This is a genomic window from Kribbella speibonae, from assembly GCF_004331375.1.
In the GTDB taxonomy this organism is placed as follows: domain Bacteria; phylum Actinomycetota; class Actinomycetes; order Propionibacteriales; family Kribbellaceae; genus Kribbella; species Kribbella sindirgiensis.
This window is the reverse complement of sequence record NZ_SJKC01000006.1, coordinates 476,420-497,483: the sequence shown is the minus strand read 5'-3', so window position 1 is coordinate 497,483 and position 21,064 is coordinate 476,420. Positions and strand designations below refer to the sequence as shown.

At 69.4% G+C, this 21,064-nt stretch carries 23 protein-coding genes and 1 riboswitch; of the genes, 14 read left to right on the top strand and 9 right to left on the bottom strand.

Annotation, left to right across the window (positions count from 1 at the left end):
- The first annotated feature begins 10 nt into the window (after positions 1-10).
- The 3 genes from E0H92_RS36640 to E0H92_RS36630 all read left to right on the top strand — a co-directional run bounded on the left by E0H92_RS36640 (position 11) and on the right by E0H92_RS36630 (position 2,051).
- The gene (locus tag E0H92_RS36640; RefSeq protein ID WP_131499445.1) at positions 11-955 is read left to right on the top strand and encodes a DUF5937 family protein; all 945 of its coding nucleotides are present in this window, start codon (positions 11-13) and stop codon (positions 953-955) included.
- Between the two features lie 15 nt (positions 956-970).
- Positions 971-1,082, top strand: a riboswitch (TPP riboswitch).
- A complete protein-coding gene (thiS, locus tag E0H92_RS36635) occupies positions 1,073-1,276 on the top strand; it encodes a sulfur carrier protein ThiS (protein ID WP_131460777.1) in 204 nt (67 codons plus the stop codon). It overlaps the preceding riboswitch by 10 nt.
- A 1-nt stretch (position 1,277) precedes the next feature.
- Positions 1,278-2,051 carry a thiazole synthase gene (locus E0H92_RS36630; protein ID WP_131460778.1) on the top strand — a complete coding sequence of 258 codons (774 nt, stop codon included), beginning with the start codon at positions 1,278-1,280 and terminating at the stop codon, positions 2,049-2,051.
- Here the strand turns inward: E0H92_RS36630 and E0H92_RS36625 are convergent.
- On the bottom strand, positions 2,026-3,888 hold the full coding sequence (locus E0H92_RS36625) for a DUF6807 family protein (RefSeq protein WP_202873998.1): 1,863 nt from the start codon (positions 3,886-3,888) through the stop codon (positions 2,026-2,028). The two genes, E0H92_RS36630 and E0H92_RS36625, sit on opposite strands and share 26 nt — an antisense overlap.
- A 60-nt stretch (positions 3,889-3,948) precedes the next feature.
- Here E0H92_RS36625 and E0H92_RS36620 point away from each other — a divergent pair, with 60 nt between their 5' ends.
- Positions 3,949-4,335 carry a RidA family protein gene (locus E0H92_RS36620; RefSeq protein WP_131499443.1) on the top strand — a complete coding sequence of 129 codons (387 nt, stop codon included), beginning with the start codon at positions 3,949-3,951 and terminating at the stop codon, positions 4,333-4,335.
- Here E0H92_RS36620 and E0H92_RS36615 read toward each other — a convergent pair.
- Positions 4,332-5,204, bottom strand: a complete 873-nt coding sequence (locus E0H92_RS36615) for a serine hydrolase (RefSeq protein ID WP_131499442.1) — start codon at positions 5,202-5,204, stop codon at positions 4,332-4,334. The two genes, E0H92_RS36620 and E0H92_RS36615, sit on opposite strands and share 4 nt — an antisense overlap.
- Positions 5,201-6,073: a LysR family transcriptional regulator gene (locus E0H92_RS36610; protein ID WP_131460782.1), complete on the bottom strand. Its 873-nt coding sequence runs from the start codon at positions 6,071-6,073 to the stop codon at positions 5,201-5,203. Before E0H92_RS36610 ends, E0H92_RS36615 begins: the two co-directional genes overlap by 4 nt.
- Before the next feature lie 115 nt (positions 6,074-6,188).
- On the opposite strand from E0H92_RS36610, the gene E0H92_RS36605 reads away from it, so the two are divergent.
- Positions 6,189-7,115, top strand: a complete 927-nt coding sequence (locus E0H92_RS36605; RefSeq protein ID WP_238152566.1) for an MBL fold metallo-hydrolase — start codon at positions 6,189-6,191, stop codon at positions 7,113-7,115.
- Here the strand turns inward: E0H92_RS36605 and E0H92_RS36600 are convergent.
- Together E0H92_RS36600 and pdxR are read right to left on the bottom strand one after the other, a co-directional pair.
- The gene (locus E0H92_RS36600; RefSeq protein ID WP_165550186.1) at positions 7,105-7,806 is read right to left on the bottom strand and encodes a GNAT family N-acetyltransferase; all 702 of its coding nucleotides are present in this window, start codon (positions 7,804-7,806) and stop codon (positions 7,105-7,107) included. The two genes, E0H92_RS36605 and E0H92_RS36600, sit on opposite strands and share 11 nt — an antisense overlap.
- Positions 7,807-7,888: 82 nt before the next feature.
- Complete coding sequence (pdxR, locus tag E0H92_RS36595; RefSeq protein WP_238173752.1) at positions 7,889-9,277, bottom strand: MocR-like pyridoxine biosynthesis transcription factor PdxR; 1,389 nt, start codon at positions 9,275-9,277, stop codon at positions 7,889-7,891.
- Positions 9,278-9,361: 84 nt separating this feature from the next.
- Between pdxR and E0H92_RS36590 the strand changes: the two genes are divergently transcribed.
- Genes E0H92_RS36590 through E0H92_RS36580 form a run of 3 tightly spaced genes read left to right on the top strand, consistent with a single transcriptional unit; the run spans position 9,362 to position 11,526 of the window.
- The gene (locus E0H92_RS36590) at positions 9,362-10,648 is read left to right on the top strand and encodes an FAD-binding oxidoreductase (RefSeq protein WP_131499439.1); all 1,287 of its coding nucleotides are present in this window, start codon (positions 9,362-9,364) and stop codon (positions 10,646-10,648) included.
- Positions 10,649-10,664: 16 nt separating this feature from the next.
- Positions 10,665-11,015 carry a DUF1622 domain-containing protein gene (locus tag E0H92_RS36585; RefSeq protein WP_131499438.1) on the top strand — a complete coding sequence of 117 codons (351 nt, stop codon included), beginning with the start codon at positions 10,665-10,667 and terminating at the stop codon, positions 11,013-11,015.
- A gap of 7 nt (positions 11,016-11,022) precedes the next feature.
- Entirely contained in the window at positions 11,023-11,526 is a 504-nt protein-coding gene (locus E0H92_RS36580; protein ID WP_238152568.1) for a tetratricopeptide repeat protein, read from the top strand.
- Positions 11,527-11,531: 5 nt separating this feature from the next.
- Here the strand turns inward: E0H92_RS36580 and E0H92_RS36575 are convergent, their stop codons facing one another.
- The 3 genes from E0H92_RS36575 to nhaA form a co-directional block, all read right to left on the bottom strand.
- Positions 11,532-12,374: an SAM-dependent methyltransferase gene (locus tag E0H92_RS36575; protein WP_202873997.1), complete on the bottom strand. Its 843-nt coding sequence runs from the start codon at positions 12,372-12,374 to the stop codon at positions 11,532-11,534.
- Between the two features lie 112 nt (positions 12,375-12,486).
- Positions 12,487-12,924 carry a rhodanese-like domain-containing protein gene (locus tag E0H92_RS36570; RefSeq protein ID WP_131499437.1) on the bottom strand — a complete coding sequence of 146 codons (438 nt, stop codon included), beginning with the start codon at positions 12,922-12,924 and terminating at the stop codon, positions 12,487-12,489.
- Positions 12,925-12,981: 57 nt separating this feature from the next.
- Complete coding sequence (gene nhaA, locus E0H92_RS36565) at positions 12,982-14,868, bottom strand: Na+/H+ antiporter NhaA (protein ID WP_131499436.1); 1,887 nt, start codon at positions 14,866-14,868, stop codon at positions 12,982-12,984.
- Between the two features lie 141 nt (positions 14,869-15,009).
- Here nhaA and E0H92_RS36560 point away from each other — a divergent pair, with 141 nt between their 5' ends.
- The 3 genes from E0H92_RS36560 (at position 15,010) to E0H92_RS36550 (ending at position 17,695) form a co-directional block, all read left to right on the top strand.
- Positions 15,010-15,708: a GAF and ANTAR domain-containing protein gene (locus E0H92_RS36560; protein ID WP_238173751.1), complete on the top strand. Its 699-nt coding sequence runs from the start codon at positions 15,010-15,012 to the stop codon at positions 15,706-15,708.
- A gap of 155 nt (positions 15,709-15,863) precedes the next feature.
- On the top strand, positions 15,864-17,009 hold the full coding sequence (locus tag E0H92_RS36555; RefSeq protein ID WP_131499434.1) for an ROK family transcriptional regulator: 1,146 nt from the start codon (positions 15,864-15,866) through the stop codon (positions 17,007-17,009).
- Between the two features lie 35 nt (positions 17,010-17,044).
- Complete coding sequence (locus E0H92_RS36550) at positions 17,045-17,695, top strand: GNAT family N-acetyltransferase (RefSeq protein WP_131499433.1); 651 nt, start codon at positions 17,045-17,047, stop codon at positions 17,693-17,695.
- Here E0H92_RS36550 and E0H92_RS36545 read toward each other — a convergent pair.
- A complete protein-coding gene (locus E0H92_RS36545) occupies positions 17,633-18,175 on the bottom strand; it encodes a CGNR zinc finger domain-containing protein (RefSeq protein WP_165550185.1) in 543 nt (180 codons plus the stop codon). The genes E0H92_RS36550 and E0H92_RS36545 overlap by 63 nt on opposite strands.
- Before the next feature lie 112 nt (positions 18,176-18,287).
- On the opposite strand from E0H92_RS36545, the gene alr reads away from it, so the two are divergent.
- Genes alr through E0H92_RS36530 form a run of 3 tightly spaced genes read left to right on the top strand, consistent with a single transcriptional unit; the run spans position 18,288 to position 21,003 of the window.
- Positions 18,288-19,424 carry an alanine racemase gene (gene alr / locus E0H92_RS36540; RefSeq protein WP_131499431.1) on the top strand — a complete coding sequence of 379 codons (1,137 nt, stop codon included), beginning with the start codon at positions 18,288-18,290 and terminating at the stop codon, positions 19,422-19,424.
- Positions 19,421-20,386 (top strand): D-alanine--D-alanine ligase family protein, encoded by a 966-nt coding sequence (locus E0H92_RS36535; RefSeq protein WP_165550184.1) that lies wholly within the window; start codon positions 19,421-19,423, stop codon positions 20,384-20,386. The genes alr and E0H92_RS36535 overlap by 4 nt, the downstream gene beginning before the upstream one ends.
- Positions 20,383-21,003: a M15 family metallopeptidase gene (locus E0H92_RS36530; RefSeq protein ID WP_131499429.1), complete on the top strand. Its 621-nt coding sequence runs from the start codon at positions 20,383-20,385 to the stop codon at positions 21,001-21,003. Before E0H92_RS36535 ends, E0H92_RS36530 begins: the two co-directional genes overlap by 4 nt.
- Positions 21,004-21,064 lie beyond the last annotated feature (61 nt).

Sequence of the window (21,064 nt, the reverse complement as noted above, 5' to 3'; positions counted from 1 at the left end):
GGGAGATGCGGTGCTCACCTATGTCCTGAACTCGCAGGATCTGGCCGACATCAGGTTCGCGGTGTCGCCGGTGGCGGAGACGGTGCTGTCGTTGCGTGCGCTGAAGGATCCCGGCCGGTTCCCGCTGCAGCTCGGCTGGGTTCGGGCCGTTCAGCCGCAGGTCGCCGCGCTGGATTGGTCCGTACTGCAGTGGCTCGTCAACGACACCATGGGCAGCCCGGACTTCCTGACGCCACGACCGACCTCACCGCTGACCCAGCTCTCCGACGAGCTCGACGTGATCGCAAACGTCGCACCTGAGACCTTCGAGCGCCAACTCGTAGCGGTCAACGGCGAGCTGCCAGAAGATCTAACCAGAGACAAGGTGGTCCAAACCCTGAGCCAGTACTGGGACGCCGTCATGGCGCCGTACTGGGGCCGCATGCGCACCCTCCTGTCCGCCGACATCAGCTACCGCGGTCACGTCGTCACCCAGCAAGGAACCGGCGCGATGCTCAACGGTCTGGGCCCGGCGATCACGTACGCCGATGGGCTGCTCGAGGTCGACCGTGTGGCCGAGCAGAGCCGCACCGAACACGTCGACGGTCGCGGGCTCGTACTGCAGCCGACCCTGTTCGGACCGCACGCCGTCATCCCGTTCGACCCCGGCGCCGAGCCGCTGCTCGGCTACCCGCCACGCGGTCAGGCCCACCTGTGGTCCGTCGTCGAGCCGCCGTCCCGCGACGACCTCGCCCAGCTGATCGGTACGCCGAGAGCGCACATCCTCGCGCTCCTCACCCATCCCCGGACGACGACCGACCTGGCCGGCGAACTGAAGGTGACGCCGTCCGCAGTGAGCCAGCATCTCCAGCTGCTGCGCCGTACCGGGCTGGTCGAACCGCAACGCACCGGCAAACAGGTCCTCTACCGGCCGACCGAGCTCGCCACCCTGCTAACCGGGACCGTCGTCGATTGAGCTGTCAGCTATAGTCGAGAGGTCCGCGGGAGCTCGCAGGGAGTGGGCTGAGAGGGTGACTGCGCCGTCACCGACCGCTGAACCTGAATCGGGTAATTCCGGCGTAGGGAGGAAGCGATGGAATCCGTCTGGGTGAACGGTACGGCGATCGACGTACCGCCCGGCAAGTCGGTGGCCGAGCTGATCGCGGAGTACTCCGATCGTGCCACCGGGATCGCGGTCGCGGTGAACCAGAACGTGCTGACCAAGGCCGAGTGGGCGCAGACCACGCTCGAGCCGGGCGACCGGGTCGAGATCGTCAGCGCGACCCAGGGAGGCTGACATGGATGATCCACTGGAGCTCGGCGGGCGGACGTACACGTCGCGACTCATCATGGGGACCGGCGGTTCGGCCAACCTGGAAGTGATGGAGGAGGCATTGATTGCCTCCGGCACCCAACTGACCACGGTCGCGATGCGCCGCCTCGGCACCGGGCACGAGGGCTCGGTGCTCGACGTCCTGAAGAAGCACGGTATCGACGTCCTGCCGAACACGGCCGGCTGCCACACCGCGGCCGAGGCCGTGCTGACCGCGAAGCTGGCCCGTGAGGCGCTCGGGACCGACCTGATCAAGGTCGAGGTCGTGGCCGACGACCATCTGCTGCTGCCGGACCCGGTCGAGCTGCTCGATGCCGTGGACGCCTTGGTGGCCGACGGTTTCACCGTGCTGCCGTACACGAACGACGACCCGATCCTGGCCCGCCGCCTGGAGCAGGCCGGTTGTGCGGCCGTGATGCCGTTGGCCGCACCCATCGGTTCGGCGCTCGGGATCCGGAACCCGCACAACATCGCGCTGATCGCCGAGGCGGCGAACGTCCCGGTGATCGTGGACGCCGGCATCGGTACGGCGAGTGACGCCGCGCTCGCGATGGAACTCGGCTGCGCCGCCGTGATGCTCGCGACCCCGGTGACCCGCGCGGAGAAGCCCGCCCTGATGGCGGCCGCGATGCGCGACGCCGTCTCGGCAGGCCGGAACGCACGCCTCGCCGGCCGTGTGCCGAAGAGATGGCAGTCGGCGCTGGCGTCGTCGCCTACAACTGGCCTGCCAACGTTTTAGCCTCCGCCGCGTCCACCGCACGGTCCAGCAGGAGCGCGGTGAGCGACAGCGTCAGGTCCTGGTTCGGCTGCAACGTCAACGGCTCGTCCCACGCGAGCGCCGGGCACGCGCCGACGTACTCGGCGGTGCGCAGGAACCACGGCCGCACCCGCTCCGGCTGGAACAACAGCAGACTGACACCACCCTGAACGAGGGCGAGCCACGGACTGCTCGATCCGAAGGCCGCGTCCCGCCCGTCGCCGTCGGCGCTCAGCACGGTCGTCGCTCCGGACGGCAGTCGCCAGAAGATCCCGCCGTACCCTGCGCCCTCGCGTCCACAGGTCGCCGGGCTGTCGATCCGGATCGAGCCGTACCGGGCGGTCAGCACGCTGTGCCAGTCAAGGCGCCAGCCACCGAAGGCGAGATCACCGGTGAGGCGCCGGCGTTCGACCAGTTGGGGCCGGCCCTGTTCGTCGTACCAGGTGATGTCGTCGACCAGCTCATGACGGTCGACGGTGACGCCTCGGCTGCGTTGCTGACCGTGGTTCGTGAGGAGGGTCGGGCCTTGACCACGGACGTACGTCCGGCCGCCCCAGTGCGAGGTGCCGTTGACCTGCGCGATCGACAGTGAGAGCCCGTAGTGGTGCCGATGGTCGACCGGGCTGACCTCGGTCAGCGGGTGCCCGGCGAGCGTCCGGACCGGGTGCAGGTACGGCCGCGGGGCGTGCACCTGCGGCATCCGCCGGCCGAACTCGTACCGCGCGAGCAGCCCCTCCGAACTTCCGAGCGCGAAGATGTCCCCCTGCTGCTGCCACCCGATCCGGTCGGCCGCACCGTCGCCCTGCATCCGCGGCTCCGGCGGCACCGGACCGGTACTCGCCCGCACCGCCAGCCGCAACTCAGGTACGGCGTCAACGCCATCCGAAGACCCACTGATCGACGCGTGCATCCGCTGCCACGCAAGCTCGCCGAGGTCCGTCTGCGGCACCCGCACGGTTGTCAGCGACGGTACGGCGAACCGCGCGAGGCCGATGTCGTCCATCCCGGTCACCGACAGATCGTCCGGTACGGCGACCCCGACCTCGTTCAACCGCGCCAGCAACCCGAACGCCACCAGATCGTTGAACGCGACGACCGCGGTGACCTGCGCGTCGAGCACCCGCTCCACGGCGGCGTACCCGTCCTCGATCGACCGGCCGCACTCGAGCCGGACGAGCTCCAGCCCCGGGATCTCCCGCTCGGCGACCGCGAGCGCCTGCAGCCGCAGCACGTTCGACGCGCTCGCCGCCGGGCCGGACAGGAACGCGAGCCGTCGGTGCCCGAGACCGACCAGGTGATCGACGACGATCCGTACGCCGCGGCCGTAGTCGACGACCACCGACGCCACCTCCGCCGGCCCTTGACGGTTGACCAGGATCACCGGCTGCACCTGCGGCAGGAGCTCGAGCAACGCCTCCTCGTCCATCCGCGGCGAGACCATGATCAGCGCGTCGCAGCGGCGCCGCGCCTCGATCGCGATCGCCGCCTCGGCGTCCGGGTCCTCGTCGGTCTCGGCGACCAGCACCTTGTACCCGGCCGCCGCGGACGCGTTCGTGATGCCGCGCAGGATCTGCTGGAACAGCGGGTTGCCGAGGTCCGGGACGACCAGCGCGACCATGTTCGTCCGGCCCAGCGACAGGCTCCGGGCGAGGTCGCTCGGCCGGTAGTTGAGCCGCTCCGCCGCGGCGCGCACCCGGGCGACGATCTCGGGTGCGACACTGAGCCGCCCGTTCATCACCCGGGACACGGTCGCCCGCGACACCTCCGCCGCCCGCGCGACGTCGGCAATCGTGATCGAGTCCTTCGGTGTCCGTCCCACCCCCGTATCCTCTCCCGATGGAAACCGGTTTCTCAACCCCGTCCGGGGTATATCTGGTCCATGACTGAGTTGGACTATCCGCAGGTGAACGGGGTTGCGCCGGGCAACGGGTACAGCCATGTGGTGACCGGAATCGGCCAGTGGGTGGCGATCTCCGGGCAGGTCGCACTGGACGCGAACGGGCAGTTCGTCGGCCGCGACGACCCTGCGGCGCAGGCGGAGCAGGTGTTCGCGAACCTGACGCGCTGCCTGACAGCGGCCGACGCGACGTTCGAGAACGTGGTGAAGCTGACGTACTTCGTCACCGACATGTACTACCTGCCGGAGATCCGGATCGTCCGCGACAAATACATCCCGGGCCCGAAGCCCGCGAGTTCCGCGGTGCAGGTGGCGTCCCTGTTCAGTCCGCTGGCTCTGCTCGAGATCGAGGCCTTCGCGATCGTCTAACGCAGTACGTCGACTGCGACCCGGGCCGCCTCGCCGATCGCGGCCTCGACGCGTGGCTGGCGGAAGTCGCCGCGGGCGGCGAGCGTGAGGATCGCGATCGCGAACGCCGCCCCGTCGGGCAGGGTGACCACCGCCGCCTCGTGCCGCAGCGCGCCGAACGTTCCGGTCTTCCCCGCGATCCGTACGCCGTCGTGCGGGAAACCGGAGGCCACCCGCTGCAGGAAGATCTGCCGGTGCATCGTCGCCTTGACGAACTCGGTCTGCTCGGCCGACAGCAACTCCCCCGCCCACAACTGCCGCAGCAGCAAGGTCAGGTCGCGCGCACTGGCCGCTGACCCGTTCGCAGCCTCGTACACGCCGATCGGGTCGGTCCGGTCGTTGTCCGCGAGTACGGCGAGCGCCGCATCCGCGTTGTCGGCGCCCGTACGGCGCTGCAGGTCTCGCAGGTTGGCCGCCGTGCCGCGGCGGACCCAGGTGCGGCGCAAGCCGAAGGACTCCAGGATTCCGGCCAGCCGGCGCAGCCCGACGATGTCCAGCAGCGCATCGGCGGCCGCGTTGTCCGACACCGTCGCCATCGACAGGGCCAGATCGCGCAGCGACACCGTAACCGGGTCCGCGAACATGGACAGCCCGGTCGGTCCGGCGGTCCGCGACGCCGGCTCGAGGGTCACTTGCTCGCGCGGATCGAGCTCGCCGAGGTCCACCAGCCGGCTGAATCCGGCGAGCAGCGGCAGCTTGTAGACCGACGCCAGCGGTACGACGACGTCCGCGTCGAGCTCGACACTCGCCTCAGGCTCGTCGAGCGAGATCGCGTGCATCCAGCCGCGGACACCGGCGTCCTCGAAGATCCCACGGATCCGGGCGTTCACGAGGCCAGCGCTTCCGTGAGCTGAGCCATCACGTCGTTCGGGCGGAGGAACGGCGTACGCGTCCTCGACCACACAAGGCGGAGACGCAGCGGCAGCGGATCGTCGGCCAGTCGATGCCGCCCGACGCCCGGTGCGATCAGTGCCGGGTCTGCCGTCACCACGATCGCCTGGCCGGCCGCGGCCATCGCCAGGCCAGCGCGTTCGTCGGTCACCACGACCGTCCCGCCGTCAGGCCGGTGCAACGCCAACGTGTCCAGGAACAGGTCCCGCGCGGCCGGCGCCTCGGCCCGGGGCCGCACCGCGATCGGCAACCCTTTCAGCTGCCGTAGCGCCACGACCTCAGTGTCGACGGTCGACGCCGGCACGAGCGCCCAGGTCGGCAGGAGTGACACCGGCCCGGCCTCGAGGCCATCCAGTACCGCGGGATGCAGTACGGCGGCCAACGTCAACCGGCCCGTACCGACTTGATTGACCAGCGAACTCGTCGGCGCGGTCACCACCGTCACCCGACTGCCCGGAATCGCCGAACCGCAGGCCGCCGCCACCGCCGCACCCGCCGACGGCGGGACCTCGGGCGCCAGACCGAGGCGGATCTCGGGACCTTCCGGATCGCGCGCGATCGCCGCCTGGTGCAGTTCCTCGATCGAGGTCAGTGCTCGCCGGGCATAGGGCAGCAGCGCGACGCCGGCGGGCGTGAGTGCGACGCCGCCGGCACCGCGTTCGAAGAGCTTCGCGCCGACCAGCGCCTCCAGGCGGCGCAGGCCCTGGGACAGCGGCGGCTGGGTGATGCCGACGGCCCGGGCCGCGTCGCCGAAGTGCTGCTCCTCGGCGAGCGCGATGAAGATCTGCAGATGTCTTTCAGTGATCATGACGTGACTGACCTGCAGTGATATCTCCAGCCAATCGCTTCATACGCAAGAGCATATTCGACACGCTCCATAGCGCTCGCCTTGACTGACGTTTCAGACGACGAGAGGAAACAGCGTGAAGGTGAGTCGGAGAGGGATGCTGGCAGGCGCGGCGGCGGCCGGTGCCGCGGGCGTGGTCGGGGCGGTCGGGCTCGAGAACCAGAGTGAGGCGGCGACAACAACCCCGGAGGCCAGGGAGCCGGTGGAGCTGACCTGGTTCGGGACGCACGCGTGGCAGATCCGGTGCGGCAAGAGCGTCGTACTGACCGATCCGTGGCTGACGCGCTTCCACACCGGGACGTTCACGCCGGAGGGCGCCGATCCGAAGACGAAACTGGTGATCAAGCCCGACGTGATCGACCGGCACCTGAGCACCGCCGACGCGATCCTGGTCCACCACGGGCACTACGACCACATGGCCGACGTACCGTACGTCGCGAAGAAGACGCAGGCCACCGTGCTCTGCACCGAGACGCACGCGAACATGCTGCGCGCGATGAAGACGCCGAACGACCTGCTCTCAGCGGTCCGCGGCGGCGAGTACCTGCCGTTCGAGGGCTTCACGATCGAGGTGTTCCCGTCGCTGCACTCCTGCGGCGGCAAGCGGCACACGTACGCGTACCCGGGCTACCGGTACGCCGTCCCGCCGCGCCCGCGCCACATCGAGGACCTGGTCGAGGGCGGCACGCTCGCGTTCGTGATCACGATCGCCGGCCTGCGCATCCTCAGCCTCAGTACGGCGAACTTCGACCCGAACGCATTGCGCGGCCTCCAGGTCGACGTCGTACTGGCCGCTCCGGGCGGCGAGCCCGGCATCACCGATCGGCTGCTGCAGACGATCAAGCCGGTCCGGAAGGTGATCGCCACGCACTGGGACGACTTCGACAAGCCCCTCGACGACCCTGGCATCCCGTGGACGGACCTGACTCCGCTCCGCACGTCCGTCGAGAAGACCGGCGCCGAGTTCGTCGTCCTCGATCACCTGCAGAAGGTCACGCTTTGACGCGGTAGTGGTAGCGCGAGACGGTCCGGAATCCGAGGCGGTCGTACAGGGCGCGGGCCGGCTCGTTGTCCTCGAGGACGCTCAGCCACACCCACTTGGTTGTTGCCGCCTGCAACAAACCGTGAATGACCGCGGAGGCGAGGCCCTGGCGGCGAAAGCGTTCGTCGACGGCGAGGCAGTAGAGGCCCGCCGTGTCGTCGACGAGCGCGAGCCGGCCGATCGCCTTCGCCTGGGCGCCGTCCGGGACCATCGCGTAGAGCGCCTTCCCGCGGACCAGGATCTGCTCCGCGATCGGGCGGGAGTCGTCCCCGCGACCGTCGACGCTCCACCAGCGGTCCGTCCAGCCGGTCGACGGCGTCGTGGATATATCCACGACGAACGTCGGCGCGGGCAGCTTCGCGAGTACGTCGGAGATCGCCGCGCACTGCACCAGCGTCGGGTTGCGGAGCTCGTACCCGCGCGCTGCGAGGTGGGCGTCCAGGTCGCTCGGCTGAACCGCCGGGCTGATCTGGAACGACGGCCTGATGTCGTGCGCGACGTACAGGTTCTCCACGTATTCCAAGGCCCTGTCGAGGTCGAACGGCGCACTCGCGGGCAGCACCGAGTTGGCTCGCAGGGTGACCCCGGCGTTGTGTCGGACCAGCCAGCCGTCCAGCTCGGTGCTGTGCGCGGCGGGCCAGCCTTGGTTCATCAGGGCATCCATACGAGCTTCGGCGATCACTCCACCAAGGGTAGAACCGTCCGGATCGAATTGCAACGGAATGGATAGTTATTCATCGTCCGCGGACGGTGGCGACCACGTCCGCGAGCAACTCGATGCCCTCGACAACTTCCTTCTGGGAGAGCGACCCGTACCCGAACACCAGCCCGGCAGGCCCTTCTCCTGACACCCAGTACGGCGCCAGCCCGTACACGCCGAGCCCGCGCTGCAGGGCCGCGGAGCGCAACGCATCCTCGCTGAGGTCGGGCGGCAGCCACGTCATCACGTGCAGCCCGGCCGAGATGCCCACCGGCTCGAGTTCCGGCAGCCGCGCCGCCAGTCGCTCGACCAGCGTGTCCCGCAGCGTCCGGTACCTCGGCCGCATCCGCCGCAGGTGCCGGTCGAACTCGCCGCGCGCCACGAAATCCGCGAACGCCAGCTGATCGAACACCGGCGACCCGCGATCGTCCATCAGCTTCGCCTGCGCCATCGGCTCGACCAGCCACGTCGGCAGGATCAGCCACCCCAGCCGCAGCCCGGGCGCCAGCGTCTTGCTCGCGGTCCCGGCGTACGCGACGTTGTCGGGCGCGAGCCCCTGCATGGCGCCGATCGGCTCCCGGTCGTAGCGGTACTCCGCGTCGTAGTCGTCCTCGATCACCAGTCCGCCCCACGCGACCAGCGCCGCCCGGGTCTCCGCCGACGCCACCGCTCCGGTCGGGAACTGATGTGCGGCCGTCACGAGTACGACGTCCGCACCCGACCGCTCCAACGCGTTGACGTCGATGCCCGTCTCCAGCATCGGTACGCCGACCACCTCGAGCCCGGCCGCCCGCGCGACATCCCGCAGGTCGTTGTCGGACGGGTCCTCGACCGCGAGCCGCCGGCGCCCGTGCGCGGCCAGCACCTGCAGCAGGAGCCGCGAGCCCTGCGCGAACCCGTTGCAGATCAGCATGTTCTCCGGGCGCGCCGCCGTACCGCGGACGCGATTCAGATAGTCGGACAGCGCCGTACGGAGCTCGACCGTGCCGCGTCCGTCGATGTAGGCCAGGCTGCGGTACGGCGTCTCGTTGAGCACTCGCCGTACCGACCGGAGCCACGCGGCGCGGGGGAACTCGGAGACGTCCGGGCGGCTGTAGCGGAAGTCGATCCGCGGCGGACCTGCATCGGTCTTCAGAGCGCTCGCAGCCTCGACGACGGCGATGTCGGCGACCTGCGTGTACCCGCCGGCGCGGCTGATCAGGTACCCCTCCGCTACGAGCTGCTGGTACGCCTCGACGACCACGCCGCGGGACAGGCCGAGGTCCTGCGCGAGGGCGCGCGTCGACGGCATCACGGTCTCGGCGCGCAGCAGACCGGCCCGGATCCTGGTCCGGATCCCGCTCTCGAGCTGCTGGTGCAGCGGCACGCCGCTGTCCCGCTGCAGCTCGACCAGGAGCTCACCGGCCCCGGAACTGGTCCTCATTCGGCTCACAGAACTGGACCTTATCGGCGGACCGCTGCACTGTCAGGGTTATGGGACAGACCAAAATCACCCAGGAGAGCTCCCATGACCGAGTTTCTGCGCACCGGCGACGCCGGGTACGACGAGGCGCGCACCGTCTGGAACGCGATGATCGACCGCCGTCCCGCCGTGATCGCGCGCTGCGCTTCGGCCGCGGATGTCGCCGAGGCGGTGCGCTTCGGGCGCGCGGCCGGGCTGGAGATCGCGGTCCGCTGCGGCGGGCACAACATCGCCGGTCTCGCCGTCCCTGAGGGCGGGCTGATGATCGACCTGACGCCGATGAACGCGGTCCGCGTGGATCCGTCGGCGCAGCGGGCCTGGGTCCAGGGCGGTGCGCTGCTGGGCGAGCTGGACAGGGCGGCGCAGGAGTACGGGCTGGCGACGACGGCTGGGAACGTCTCACACACCGGGGTCGGCGGGCTGACGCTCGGCGGCGGGATGGGGTGGCTGGCGCGGCGGTTCGGGCTGTCCTGCGACAACGTCGTGTCCTACGAGGTCGTGACCGCGGACGGTGACGTCGTACGGGCGAGCGCGGACGAGAACCCCGAGCTGTTCTGGGGACTGCGTGGGGGCGGCGGCAACTTCGGGATCGTGACGTCGTTCGAGTTCCAGCTGCACCAGGTGGGGACGCGGGCGCTGATCGTCGAGTTCACGTATCCGATCTCGGCAGGGTTCGACGTACTGCGCGCGTGGCGGGAGCTGAACGTCGACGCGCCACGGGAAGCGACGTTCACCGCCAACATCACGGGAGACTCGGTGACGGTCGGGTACGTGTGGGTCGGCGAGGGCGGGTACGACCTGCTGCCGGCGTTCCGCGGGCTGGGGCCGGTGAGCGGCGAGATGGTCGAGGAGACGACGTACCTGAAGCTGCAGACGCGGGACGACAACGTCCAAGGACACCGTTTTCGGCGATATTGGAAAGGTCACTACTTCAAGTCGCTGCCCGACGAGGCGATCCGCGCGTTGGTGGACAATCCGGGGATCTCGGCGAGCCTGCAGGCGTACGGCGGGGCGATCGCCGACGTGCCGGAGGAAAACGCTGCATTCAGCCACCGGGACACGTTGTTCGAGTTCGTCACCGCGACCCGGTGGGAGGACCCGGCCGAGGACGAGGAGCTGATCGGCAGGCTGCGCGGGTACGCCGCGGCGGTGGCGCCGTACGCGAGCGGGGCCTACGTGAACACGCTGAACGACGACCCGATCAACCGCGCGTTCCCGCCCGCGACACTGAAGCGGCTGATCGCGCTGAAGACGGCGTACGACCCGGACAACGTGTTCCACCTGAACCAGAACATCCGGCCCGGCGAGCCGGACGACGAGTCCGCTGCCTGACTGGTAACTGTGAGGGATGGACTTCGAGCAGGTCTTCGCCGATGTCGCGCGGGTGATCGAGGGTGCCGGCGTGGTCATCATGGCGATCGGACTCGCCGTCGTCCTGGTGCGGTACTGCGTCGACGTCCTCCGCAAGGGCACCGGGAGCTACCGGCAGCTGCGGGTGAATCTCGGACGCGTGATCCTGCTCGGGCTGGAGATCCTGATCGTCGGCGACATCATCCGGACGATCATCGTCGAGACGTCCGTGCAGAGCGTGCTGGTGCTGGGCCTGATCGTGGTGATCCGGACCGTGCTCAGTTTCGCGCTCGAAGTCGAGATCTCCGGGTCATGGCCGTGGCAGACTCGCCGGGCCGACGCGGCATGATGGACAGGTGACAACTGAACTGACACCGGAGCTGGCGGCGACGATCGACGAGGCGTTCGCGCGGCGCGACCGGGCGAACATGGGGCCGACGATCGCCTTCTTCGAGAAGCTGCTGACCGAGCACCCGGACAATCCCTACGTCCTGTACGAGGTCGGCGGGTCGTACGACACCGCCGGCGACGAGGAGACGGCCGTCGGGTACTACGAGCGCGCGCTGCCCGGGCTGACCGGGGAGACCCGCCGCAAGTGCCTGCTGCAGTACGGCAGCACGCTGCGCAACCTCGAACGCTTCGACGAGTCGCTCGCGATGTTCAAGAGCGCGTGCGCGGAGTTCCCCGAGTCGGACTCGCTGCGGGTGTTCAAGGCGCTGACCCTGCACGCCGCCGGGATGAAGGACAAGGCGCTCGCGACGCTCCTGCTGGTGATCGCCGACAAGGTCGACTCCGCCGAGATCAAGCGCTACGAGGCCGCGATCCGCGGCAACGCCGACTACCTGGCGGGCCTGAGCTAAACCGTTCAGGACTTGCGCGCGACGCCGCCGAAGATGACGTCGCGAACACCGGTCGGCGGGTCGTCCTCGACCCGGCCGTCCGGAACATGCCAGTCGGCCAGCCGCACGACCCCCGGCTCGAGGATCTCCAGCCCACCGAACAGCGACGAGATCTCCGCGACCGACCGGAACGCCAGCGTCGGGAACGCGCTCCGGACCTTCTCGGCCAGCTCGGTCACCAGTTCGTCGACCGGGCCGCCGTCACCCGGTTTGCACGCGTGCGTGATCGCCAGATAGGACCCCGGCGGCAGCGCGTCGACGTACGTCTGCGCGATCGCCCGCGTCTGCTCGTAGTCGGAGATGTGGTGCAGCATCAGCGCCATCACCAGCGCGACCGGCTCCCCGCCGGCCAGCAGCTCGGCGACCGCCGGGTCCGCCAGCACCTCGTCGGGCTTGGTCAGGTCCGCGGCGGTGAACTGCGTCCGGTCGTTGTCCACCAGCAGCGCCCGGCCGTGCGCGACGACTGACGGGTCGTTGTCGATGTAGACGACCGACGCCGAGGAATTCGCTTTCTGGGCGATCTGGTGCGTGTTCTCGGCGGTCGGCAGGCCGGAGCCGGCGTCGATGAACCGCCGTACGCCGACGTCGCCGGCCAGCCAGGTGATGACCTGGCTGAGCCAGCGCCGGTTGGCCCGCGCCCACTCCGGCGCCTCGGGCGCGATCTTCATGATCTGCTGGTACAGCTGCCGGTCGGACTCGTAGTTGTCCTTGCCGCCGAGGAAGTAGTCGTAGACGCGGGCGACGCTCGGGCGGGTGGTGTCGATCCCGTGCGCGACCAGCCCGCCGTCATACATCGGCTGATCGGTCACACTGTCTCCTCGCGACGCGGGGGCGCACGTTCATCACGAGGGTAACCCACGGAGAGTCAGCGTTTCACCACGACGAGTTCAATCTTTGTAAAACTCAACCCTCACAGGGATTTCAGCACGCGCAGGCGATCCCGCGCGGCGCCGTCAGCGGGTCGGACTCGCGGCGCTCGATCCCGTCGGCCGTCTCCACCGGCAGCCCTTCACGGACCCAGTACTCGAACCCGCCGATCATCTCTTTCACCGGATACCCGAGCTTGGCGAACTCCAGAGCCGCCCGCGTCGCCCCGTTGCACGCGGGTCCCCAGCAATACGTCACGACCGCGACGTCGTTCGGTACGACGCTCGCCGCCCGCGCCGCGATCTCCCGCGTCGGCAGATGGACGGCACCCGGCACATGACCCTGGTCCCAGCTCTCCTGACTACGGCTGTCGATCAGCACCCATCCCTGCACTTCAGCCCCGATGTCGGCGGCTACATCGGACACATCCGTCTCGTACGCCAGCCGCTCGGCGAAGTGCGCGACGGCGGCCTGATCGATCTGCTTGGTCATGGGGCTAGCCTCTTCGACCTGGCGGTACGACAACAGTGGCAGAAACGACCTAGTACATCAAGATTCCGCCACGCCGATCTTCGCGCGCGCCCGTGCCACCTTGATCGCCTGCTTCAGCGTCTCCACGTCGTACGCCCCGTAGTGCCGCTGCCCGTTCACGAAGAACGTCGGCGTACCCGACACGCCGCTCGTGTCCGCCGACTCAACGTCCTGCGCGACCCGCGCCGCCGCCACGTGCCGCTTCACGTCGTCGTGCAACCGGTCGGCGTCCAGGCCGAGCTGCTCCGCGTACCCGATCAGGTCCTTCGGCTGGAGCTTCTCCTGGTTCGCGAGCAGCAGGTCGTGCATCTCCCAGAACGCCCCCTGCGCGGCCGCCGCCTCCGCGACCTCGGCCGCGATCTGGGCCCGCGGGTGCACGTCGGACAGCGGCAGGTGCCGCCACACGAACCTCAGGTCGTCGTCCTGCAGGATGTCCCGAACGATGGGCTCGGCCATTCCGCAGTACGGGCACTCGAAGTCGCCGTACTCGACCAGCGTCACCGACGCGGTCTCCGGGCCGCGGATGTGGTCCCGCTCGGGATCCACCGGGTCCGTCAGGTCCTGCAGCTGCTCCGCCTTGCCCAGCAGCGCCAGTGCCTTCTTCGGAGGGGACAGCAGCTTGGCCGCGCGGAACACCGCCCAGGTCAGCGCCGACGCGACGATCACCGCGGACAGCAGACCGACCTTCGCCTCGGCCAGCTGCGGCCCGTCGAACGCGATCGTTGCGATCAGCAACGACACCGTGAACCCGATGCCGGCGATCGTCCCGCTGCCGACGACCGCGGCCCAGCCCACCCCCGGCCGGATCCGCCCGCCGCTCAAACGTTCGAGCAACCAGGACACCGTCGTCACCGCGAGCGGCTTGCCGACGATGTACCCGAGCAGGATGCCGAGCGTGATCGGCGACGTGAACGCCTGGCCGAGGAACGCCGCGTCGATCGTGACGCCGGCGTTCGCGAGCCCGAACAGCGGGACGATCAGGTAGCTGGTCCACGGGTGGTACAGGTACTGGAGGCGCTCGTTCGGTGAGATCGTCGTGGTCAGTCCGACGGTCGCGGACCGCGCCAGCTCCGGCGTCGGCTGTTCCCGGAACAGCCGGAACAGCCCGGTCGCCTCCTCCAGTTGCTCCCTGCCCGGCGAGTACGCCGGCGCCGTCAGCCCGATCGCGAGCCCGGCGACGACCGGATCCACGCCGCTCTCCAGGAGGGCCGCCCACATGAGTACGCCGAGGATCACGTAGATCCAGGCCTTGCGGACGTGGAAGAGGGAGAGCACCAGGACGATCGCGAACGCGACGACGGCCGCGGTGAGCGGCATCACCCGGATGTCCGCGCTGTAGACGACCGCGATCACGACCAGCGCGAGCAGGTCGTCGACCACGAACACCGTCAGCAGGAACACCCGCACACGGTCCGGCACCCCACGACCGACCAGCGCGAGCAGACCGAGCGCGAGCGCGGTGTCGGTCGACATCGCGACACCCCAGCCGTGCGACCCCGGACCGCCGGCGTTGAACGCCAGGTAGATCAGCACCGGCGCGACCATCCCCGCGATCCCGGCCAGCATCGGCAGCACGAACCGGCTGCGATCCCGCAGATCGCCCAGATCGAACTCCCGCCGCGCCTCCAGGCCCACGACCAGGAAGAACAGCGTCATCAACCCGCTGTTGATCCACTCGTGCAGCGGCAGACTGAGCACATCCGGCCCGAGCCCGACCGACAACTCGGTCCGCCACACCTCGTCGTACGACCCCGGCGCCACATTCGCCCACACCAACGCCGCCACGATCGCGGCCGCCAGCACCCCCGAACTCCCCGCCTCGGTCCGCAAAAACGCCCGCATCGGCGCCGCAAACCCCCGCCGCCAGTCAGTCCGCCCACCCAACAGACCCACGACGTCCGCCATGCCGCTCACTGTAATCGGGACCGCCGCGGCGGTGGGTCTCGCGGCGCCGAGTGGCGGGTTTTCGTGGCGGCTAACGCTGGCGGCGGGTTGGGCTGCATGATTGCTGTGCCCTTACTGCGTGACCATGCCCTGGAGCCTCCAGTGACTGAGCCTGAGCTTGCCCATTCGGCGGATACGTTTGCCCGGCTGGCGATCGAGTTGCACGATGCGCCTGGTGTCGAGGAGACCCTCGACGCCGTGGTGCAGTTCGCCTTGCAGGCGGTGAACTGCACGTACGCCGGTGTGGCTTTCTACACACGTGGTTCACAGGCCGAAATCGCCGCAGTCACGGATCAGGCCGTCACGGACATCTACGAGCTGCAGATCGCTGCGGACAGTGGTCCGCTGGTCACGGCATTGCGCGACCGCGCCACGGTCCTGATCCGGGACACGACCTGCGACGAGCGCTGGCCCGAGTGGAGTACGAAGGTCGCCGCGCTCGGGATCCGCAGCGTGCTCGACGTACCGCTGGCGACCGGTGACACGCCCCGGCGTACGGTCGGCGTGCTCGGGCTGTACAGCACCGAGCCTGACGCGTTCAGCACCGACGACGAGGCGATCGCGCACATTCTCGCGCGGCACGCGTCCGTGGCGGTGGCGTCCGCGCGGCACGAGGAGACGATGGCGGAGGCCGTCGACGCGCGGAAGCTGGTCGGTCAGGCGATGGGGATCCTGATGGAGCGCTTCGACGTGGACGGCGACCGGGCGTTCGCGATTCTCAAGCGGTACTCGCAGGACACCAACACCAAACTGCGCGACGTCGCTCAGCAACTCATCGATACGCGCAAGCTTCCGCACTGAAGAGAATCTGACAGCGTTGTCCCGACGCCACCCACCTCAAACGGTTGCATACTTCGGGGTGAGCCTGACGCCGGGACTTGTGCGGCCAGTACCGCGGACCGGGTCACGTCCCGGCGTCCTCAGACACCCTCTCAAGCCCGCGCTAGTCTGACGCAATGGGTGAGTGGCGGCCGTTGGCGGGGCCTTCGCGGCAGGTCGCGTTGGAGATCCTGCTGGACGGGCCGTTGTCGCGCGCCGAACTGTCGCGCCGGGTCGGCCTGTCGCCCGGCAGCCTGACCCGGCTGACGAAACCGATGGTCGAGTCCGGTCTGCTGGTCGAGGTCGAGGGCGGCCCCACGGACGCCCGCGTCGGCCGGCCCTCGCAGCCGCTCGACCTCGACGCGCACGCCCACCACTTCGTCGGCATCAAACTCACCGGTGACTCCGCGATCGGCGTACTGACGACGCTGCGCGCGGACGTCCTCGCGACCGTCGAGCGCCCGATCACCGACGCCACGCCGTCGGCGGTCGTCGACCTGGTGCTCGCGCTGACCGACGAGCTGGCGATCCAGGTCCCGGGCGGTACGCCTGTCAGCGGCCTCGGCGTCTCGCTCGGCGGCCGCGTCGTCGACCGGTCCGAGGTCCGCCTGGCGCAGTACCTGAACTGGGTCGACGTACCGTTCGGCGAGCTCCTCGCCGCGCACACGAACGTCCCGATCGTGATCGCGAACGACCTGACCTCGCTCGTCGAGGCCACCCACTGGTTCGGCGCCGGCCGGAACTCGGACCGCTTCGTCCTGCTGACGATCGGCGCCGGCGTCGGGTACGGGCTCGTCATCCACAACCGGGTGGTCGACAGTCCGGACATCACGCTCGGCCTGGTCGGCCATCACCCGTTGCTGCACGACGGCCCGCGCTGCGACCGCGGCCACCGCGGCTGTGCGCTCAGCCTGCTGACGGTCGGCGCCGTCACGAGCCAGGTCGGCGCGGCGCTCGGCCGGGAGGTCGGGTACGACGAGGCGCTCGATCTCGCGGCGAAAGGCGACCCCGCGGCGCGCGAGATCGTGGGCCGGGCCGGTCGCGCACTGGGCAAACTGATCGCGGCGTCCGCGAACTTCACCATGCCCGAACTGGTCGTGCTCGGCGGCGAAGGCGTCCGGCTGGCCGAGGTCGCGCACGACGAACTGCTGGCGGGCCTGCACGCCAACCGGCACCCGTCCGCCGCCGAGCTGTCGATGGTCCTGCAGCCCGCCGACTTCGGCGAGTGGGCCCGGGGCGCGGCCGTGGTCGCGATCCAGACCTTCGTGCTCGGCATCGAGTAACTGGCTATTTCTCACTAGCCAGTTACACTGGCGTCATGATGAGGCGATGGCTGGAAGGCTGGCGGCTGTGCCGCGGCCTGGCGCCGGTGATCGGGTACGACGACGCGTACGCCGCCGTACTGCGACTCCCCGGGCGCGACCGCGAACTGTTCACCCGCTCCGACGACCCGACGACCGTGGACCGGCTGGCCCGGAACCTGCCCGCGGACACCTGGCTGACCGTCACCACGCAGCACGGCGCGGAGATCGCCCGCCTCCTGGCCGCTGCCGGGACGCAGCCGTTCGAGGAACAGAAGACGCTGATGTCGATCGACCTGCTCGCACACCCGCGCGCGACGGCCGAGACCTCGACGGACGGGCCGCTGGAGTACGTTCGCATTGTCATGGACGGCACCGTCGCGGCGCATGGCATGGTCGCAATCGTCGGCGACGACGCCGTCATGCACGACATCCAGACCGATCCGGCGTACCGGCGACGGGGACTCGGCAGCGTGGTGATGGGCGCGCTGGCCGGACGAGCGCTCGAGCGTGGGGCCCGGACCGGACTGTTGATGGCCACGACCGACGGCTTCCATCTCTATCGCAAGCTCGGGTGGTCGTCGGAGGCGACCATGGTCACGGCATCAGGAGTTGCGGGCCCGCGTGCGATGAGCGGCGACCTTGGCGCGGTTCTGACACGCGGTTGAGCAGAACCGCTGGTTCCCGTTTCGCGTCGAGTCCAGGAACAGGTCGTCGCACCGGTCGGCTCCGCACCGGCGGAGCCGTTCCGCCTCGTCGCTCCCGAGCAGCATCGCGACGGCGGTCGCGAATTCGGCCAGCCAGCCGTTCGCATCGTCGGGGCTGCCGAAGTGCAGGTGCCACGGCGCTCCCCCGTCGCGGGTCAGCTGCGGCGCGGCCTTGGTGTCCTTGAGCAGCGCGTTCACCAGTTCGACGGCTCGATCGACGTCGGGGAGGCTGCCGAGGGCGTCGTACAGCGTTTTCCCGCCGGCGGCGTAGTCGGCGGGATCGACGGCCGGCGGGCGGTTTGTGGTCAGCCGCAGGATGGTGTCGACCGCCGCCGCGTCCGGCGGAACCGCTGGGCGACCCTGCCGCTCGGCGGATCCGAAGCTGTTGGCCAGCGCGATCGCGGCCTGCAAGGACGCCTGCAGATGATCGGTGGCTTGCACCCGCCCAGTATCGCTCATTCTTGTGGAGGAGGTCCGTCATACCAGGGTCGTAGGCAGACATCCGTCCGCACTCCGATGATCCCGATCGTTGCCAGAAACAACAATGACGGGTATGACCCTGGTTCAGTCCCGCCACCGCCCGGCAGCACGTGGGATCACCGGACTGTCGGAGGCCGTCGTCGACCTGTCCGCCGTCCGCGACAACATCCGCAGCTTCAGAAAACGTGTTCCGCAGCAGGTTCTGGCGGTCGTGAAGGCCGACGCCTTCGGGCACGGCGCCGTACCGGTCGCCCGGGCGGCCGTCGAGGCCGGCGCGACCTGGCTCGGCGTCGCGCACGCCGACGAAGCGCTGCAGTTGCGCGCGGCCGGGCTGACCGTACCGATCCTGCTCTGGCTGTACGACGCCACGGAACTCATGCTGCTTGGCGACCTGGACGTCGACGTCAGCGTCTCGACCGTCGCCGAACTGCACCATGTCGTCTCCACTCCGTCCGTCCACTCCGTGCACCTCAAGCTGGACACCGGTTTGCACCGGGCCGGCAGTGCACCGGATCAGTGGATCGAGCTCACCCGAACGGCGGCGCACTACGAGGCGCTCGGCGCCGTCACGGTCCGCGGGATCTGGTCGCACCTCTCACACGGCGATTCCGCCGACGCCGTGCAGAGCAAGCGGCAACTCCAGCTCCTGCGGACCGGGGTGGGTCTCGCGCACCGAGCCGGGCTGCGGCCGAGCGTCGTCCACCTGGCCAACTCGGCCGGGGCGATCACCCTCGACGCACCGGACACGAACCTGGTCCGGATCGGTGCCGGCCTGTACGGGATCGACGAGCTGGGGATCGGGTTGCGGCCGGCGATGCGGCTGCTGAGCAAGCTGACCCAGGTACGGCGAATCCGCGCCGGCGAAGGGGTTTCGTACGGGCACGACTTCGTGGCGGACCGGGACACCACGATCGGCCTGGTTCCGATCGGGTACGCCGACGGTGTCCCGCGAGCCGCCGTACGGCAGGCGAGCGTGCTGTGCCGCGGCGTACGGATGCCGGTGATCGGACGGATCGCGATGGACCAGTTCGTCGTCGACGCCGGTGACCTCGGGGTCGAGCCCGGCGAACCGGTGACGATCTTCGGCGACGGCTCCCACGGCGAGCCGACCGCCGCCGAGTGGGCCGAATGGGCCGGCACGATCCCGCACGACATCTACTGCGGCATCGGTTCCCGAGTGCGCAGGAGCTACGAGGAGGGGGACCGATGAAGGTTGCGGTGGTGATGGGTGGGGCGAGTCCGGAGCACGACGTCTCGCTGGCCAGTGGCAAGGGCATCGTGAAAGCGGTCGAACTGCTCGGCCACATGGCGGTCCCGCTGGTGATCGATGCCGATGGCAACTGGTTGGACGGGCAGCACGAGGCGATCGAGATCCTGCAGGCGTGCGATGTCACGATCCCGGCGTTGCACGGCGAAGGCGGCGAGGACGGCAGCCTGCAAGGTTTCCTTGACCAGCTACACGTCCCGTACGTCGGTAGCGGGATCGCCGCCAGCGCGGTCGGGCTGGACAAGCACCTGACCAAGGCGGTTCTGAAGGCTCACGGGATCCCGGTGACGCCGGGTGTCACGCTGCGCGGCGCCGAGCTGACCGACACCGAAGCGGCACTACAGAAGCTGAAGGTGGCCGGGCTGGACTTCCCGCTGTTCGTGAAACCGGCGAACGGCGGCTCGAGTTTCGGCGTGACCCGCGCGACGAACCTGCCGACGCTGCTGGCCGCGATCGCGGAAGCCGCCACGTTCGGTCCGCAGGTCCTGGTGGAGCGGGAGATGGCCGGTCGCGAGATCGACCTCGCGGTACTGGAGTTCCCGGACGGGCGGGTGGAGACCGCGCCGGCGCTGGAGATCCACGCGGATCCGGAGCAGCCGTTCTTCAACGCGACCGCGAAGTACGACAGCGGCGCGACGCGGTTCGTCGTACCGGCCCGCGTCGATCCCGAGCTCGCGGTGCGACTTCGACGTACGGCGATCGACGTCTTTGAGGTCCTCGGCTGCGAGGGGCTGGCCCGGGTCGACTTCTTCGTACCGCCTGACGGCGAGCCGGTCGTCAACGAGATCAACACGTTCCCCGGCTTCACACCGGCATCGCAGTTCCCCCGGATGTGGGCCGCAGCCGGCCTGTCGTACGCCGAGGTCGTCAACACCTTGATCCGCACGGCGGTGGCCCGCGCATGACCGTGTTGCTGAGCGACGACCGCATCACCAGCATCCCATCAATCGAAAACGGCGAACCACTGGTCGACCTGTACACACGGGATCTGCTGACGACCGGTCGCCAGTTCGCACGGGGGACCGTCGCCGATCGGCTCGCGGTGGCCGACACGTTCTTGCCGGTGGGTATCCGGCTGCAGGTCGTCGAGGGACTGCGCCCGATCGAGAGCCAGCAGGAGATCTGGGACGGGTACTGCTCGGAGCTCGAGCGGCTTCATCCCGGGATCTCCGTAGCCGACGTACACGTGCTCGCCAGCCGCTTCGTCTCGCCGATCGAGGTCGCACCGCATGTGGCCGGCGCGGCGGTCGACCTCACCCTGGTGGGCGCCAACGGCCCCCTCGACCTGGGCACCCCGATCGACGCCACCCCCGAACAAAGCAACGGCGCCTGCTTCTTCGCAGCCACCAACATCACCCGCGAGGCCCGCACGAACCGCGCCCTCCTGGCCGACGTACTCACCGCAGCCGGCCTCATCAACTACCCCACCGAGTGGTGGCACTGGTCCTACGGCGACCGCTACTGGGCCTACACCGAGAACCACCCCGCCGCGCTCTACGGCCCGGCGTACAGCCTGACGTAACCCAAGTGTGGGGAACAAAGGTGCACGGAGTGACCATTTCTATCCCCCACCACGACAGTTC

What these genes read in the sequence shown, in the direction of transcription:
- thiS (WP_131460777.1), top strand. Translation starts at nt 1,073, where the DNA reads ATGGAATCCGTCTGGGTGAACGGTACGGCGATCGACGTACCGCCCGGC.
- E0H92_RS36630 (WP_131460778.1), top strand. Translation starts at nt 1,278, where the DNA reads ATGGATGATCCACTGGAGCTCGGCGGGCGGACGTACACGTCGCGACTC.
- E0H92_RS36620 (WP_131499443.1), top strand. Translation starts at nt 3,949, where the DNA reads ATGACTGAGTTGGACTATCCGCAGGTGAACGGGGTTGCGCCGGGCAAC.
- E0H92_RS36610 (WP_131460782.1), bottom strand. Translation starts at nt 6,073, where the DNA reads ATGATCACTGAAAGACATCTGCAGATCTTCATCGCGCTCGCCGAGGAG.
- E0H92_RS36600 (WP_165550186.1), bottom strand. Translation starts at nt 7,806, where the DNA reads ATGAACCAAGGCTGGCCCGCCGCGCACAGCACCGAGCTGGACGGCTGG.
- pdxR (WP_238173752.1), bottom strand. Translation starts at nt 9,277, where the DNA reads ATGAGGACCAGTTCCGGGGCCGGTGAGCTCCTGGTCGAGCTGCAGCGG.
- E0H92_RS36590 (WP_131499439.1), top strand. Translation starts at nt 9,362, where the DNA reads ATGACCGAGTTTCTGCGCACCGGCGACGCCGGGTACGACGAGGCGCGC.
- E0H92_RS36585 (WP_131499438.1), top strand. Translation starts at nt 10,665, where the DNA reads ATGGACTTCGAGCAGGTCTTCGCCGATGTCGCGCGGGTGATCGAGGGT.
- E0H92_RS36570 (WP_131499437.1), bottom strand. Translation starts at nt 12,924, where the DNA reads ATGACCAAGCAGATCGATCAGGCCGCCGTCGCGCACTTCGCCGAGCGG.
- nhaA (WP_131499436.1), bottom strand. Translation starts at nt 14,868, where the DNA reads ATGGCGGACGTCGTGGGTCTGTTGGGTGGGCGGACTGACTGGCGGCGG.
- E0H92_RS36555 (WP_131499434.1), top strand. Translation starts at nt 15,864, where the DNA reads ATGGGTGAGTGGCGGCCGTTGGCGGGGCCTTCGCGGCAGGTCGCGTTG.
- E0H92_RS36550 (WP_131499433.1), top strand. Translation starts at nt 17,045, where the DNA reads ATGATGAGGCGATGGCTGGAAGGCTGGCGGCTGTGCCGCGGCCTGGCG.
- alr (WP_131499431.1), top strand. Translation starts at nt 18,288, where the DNA reads ATGACCCTGGTTCAGTCCCGCCACCGCCCGGCAGCACGTGGGATCACC.
- E0H92_RS36535 (WP_165550184.1), top strand. Translation starts at nt 19,421, where the DNA reads ATGAAGGTTGCGGTGGTGATGGGTGGGGCGAGTCCGGAGCACGACGTC.
- E0H92_RS36530 (WP_131499429.1), top strand. Translation starts at nt 20,383, where the DNA reads ATGACCGTGTTGCTGAGCGACGACCGCATCACCAGCATCCCATCAATC.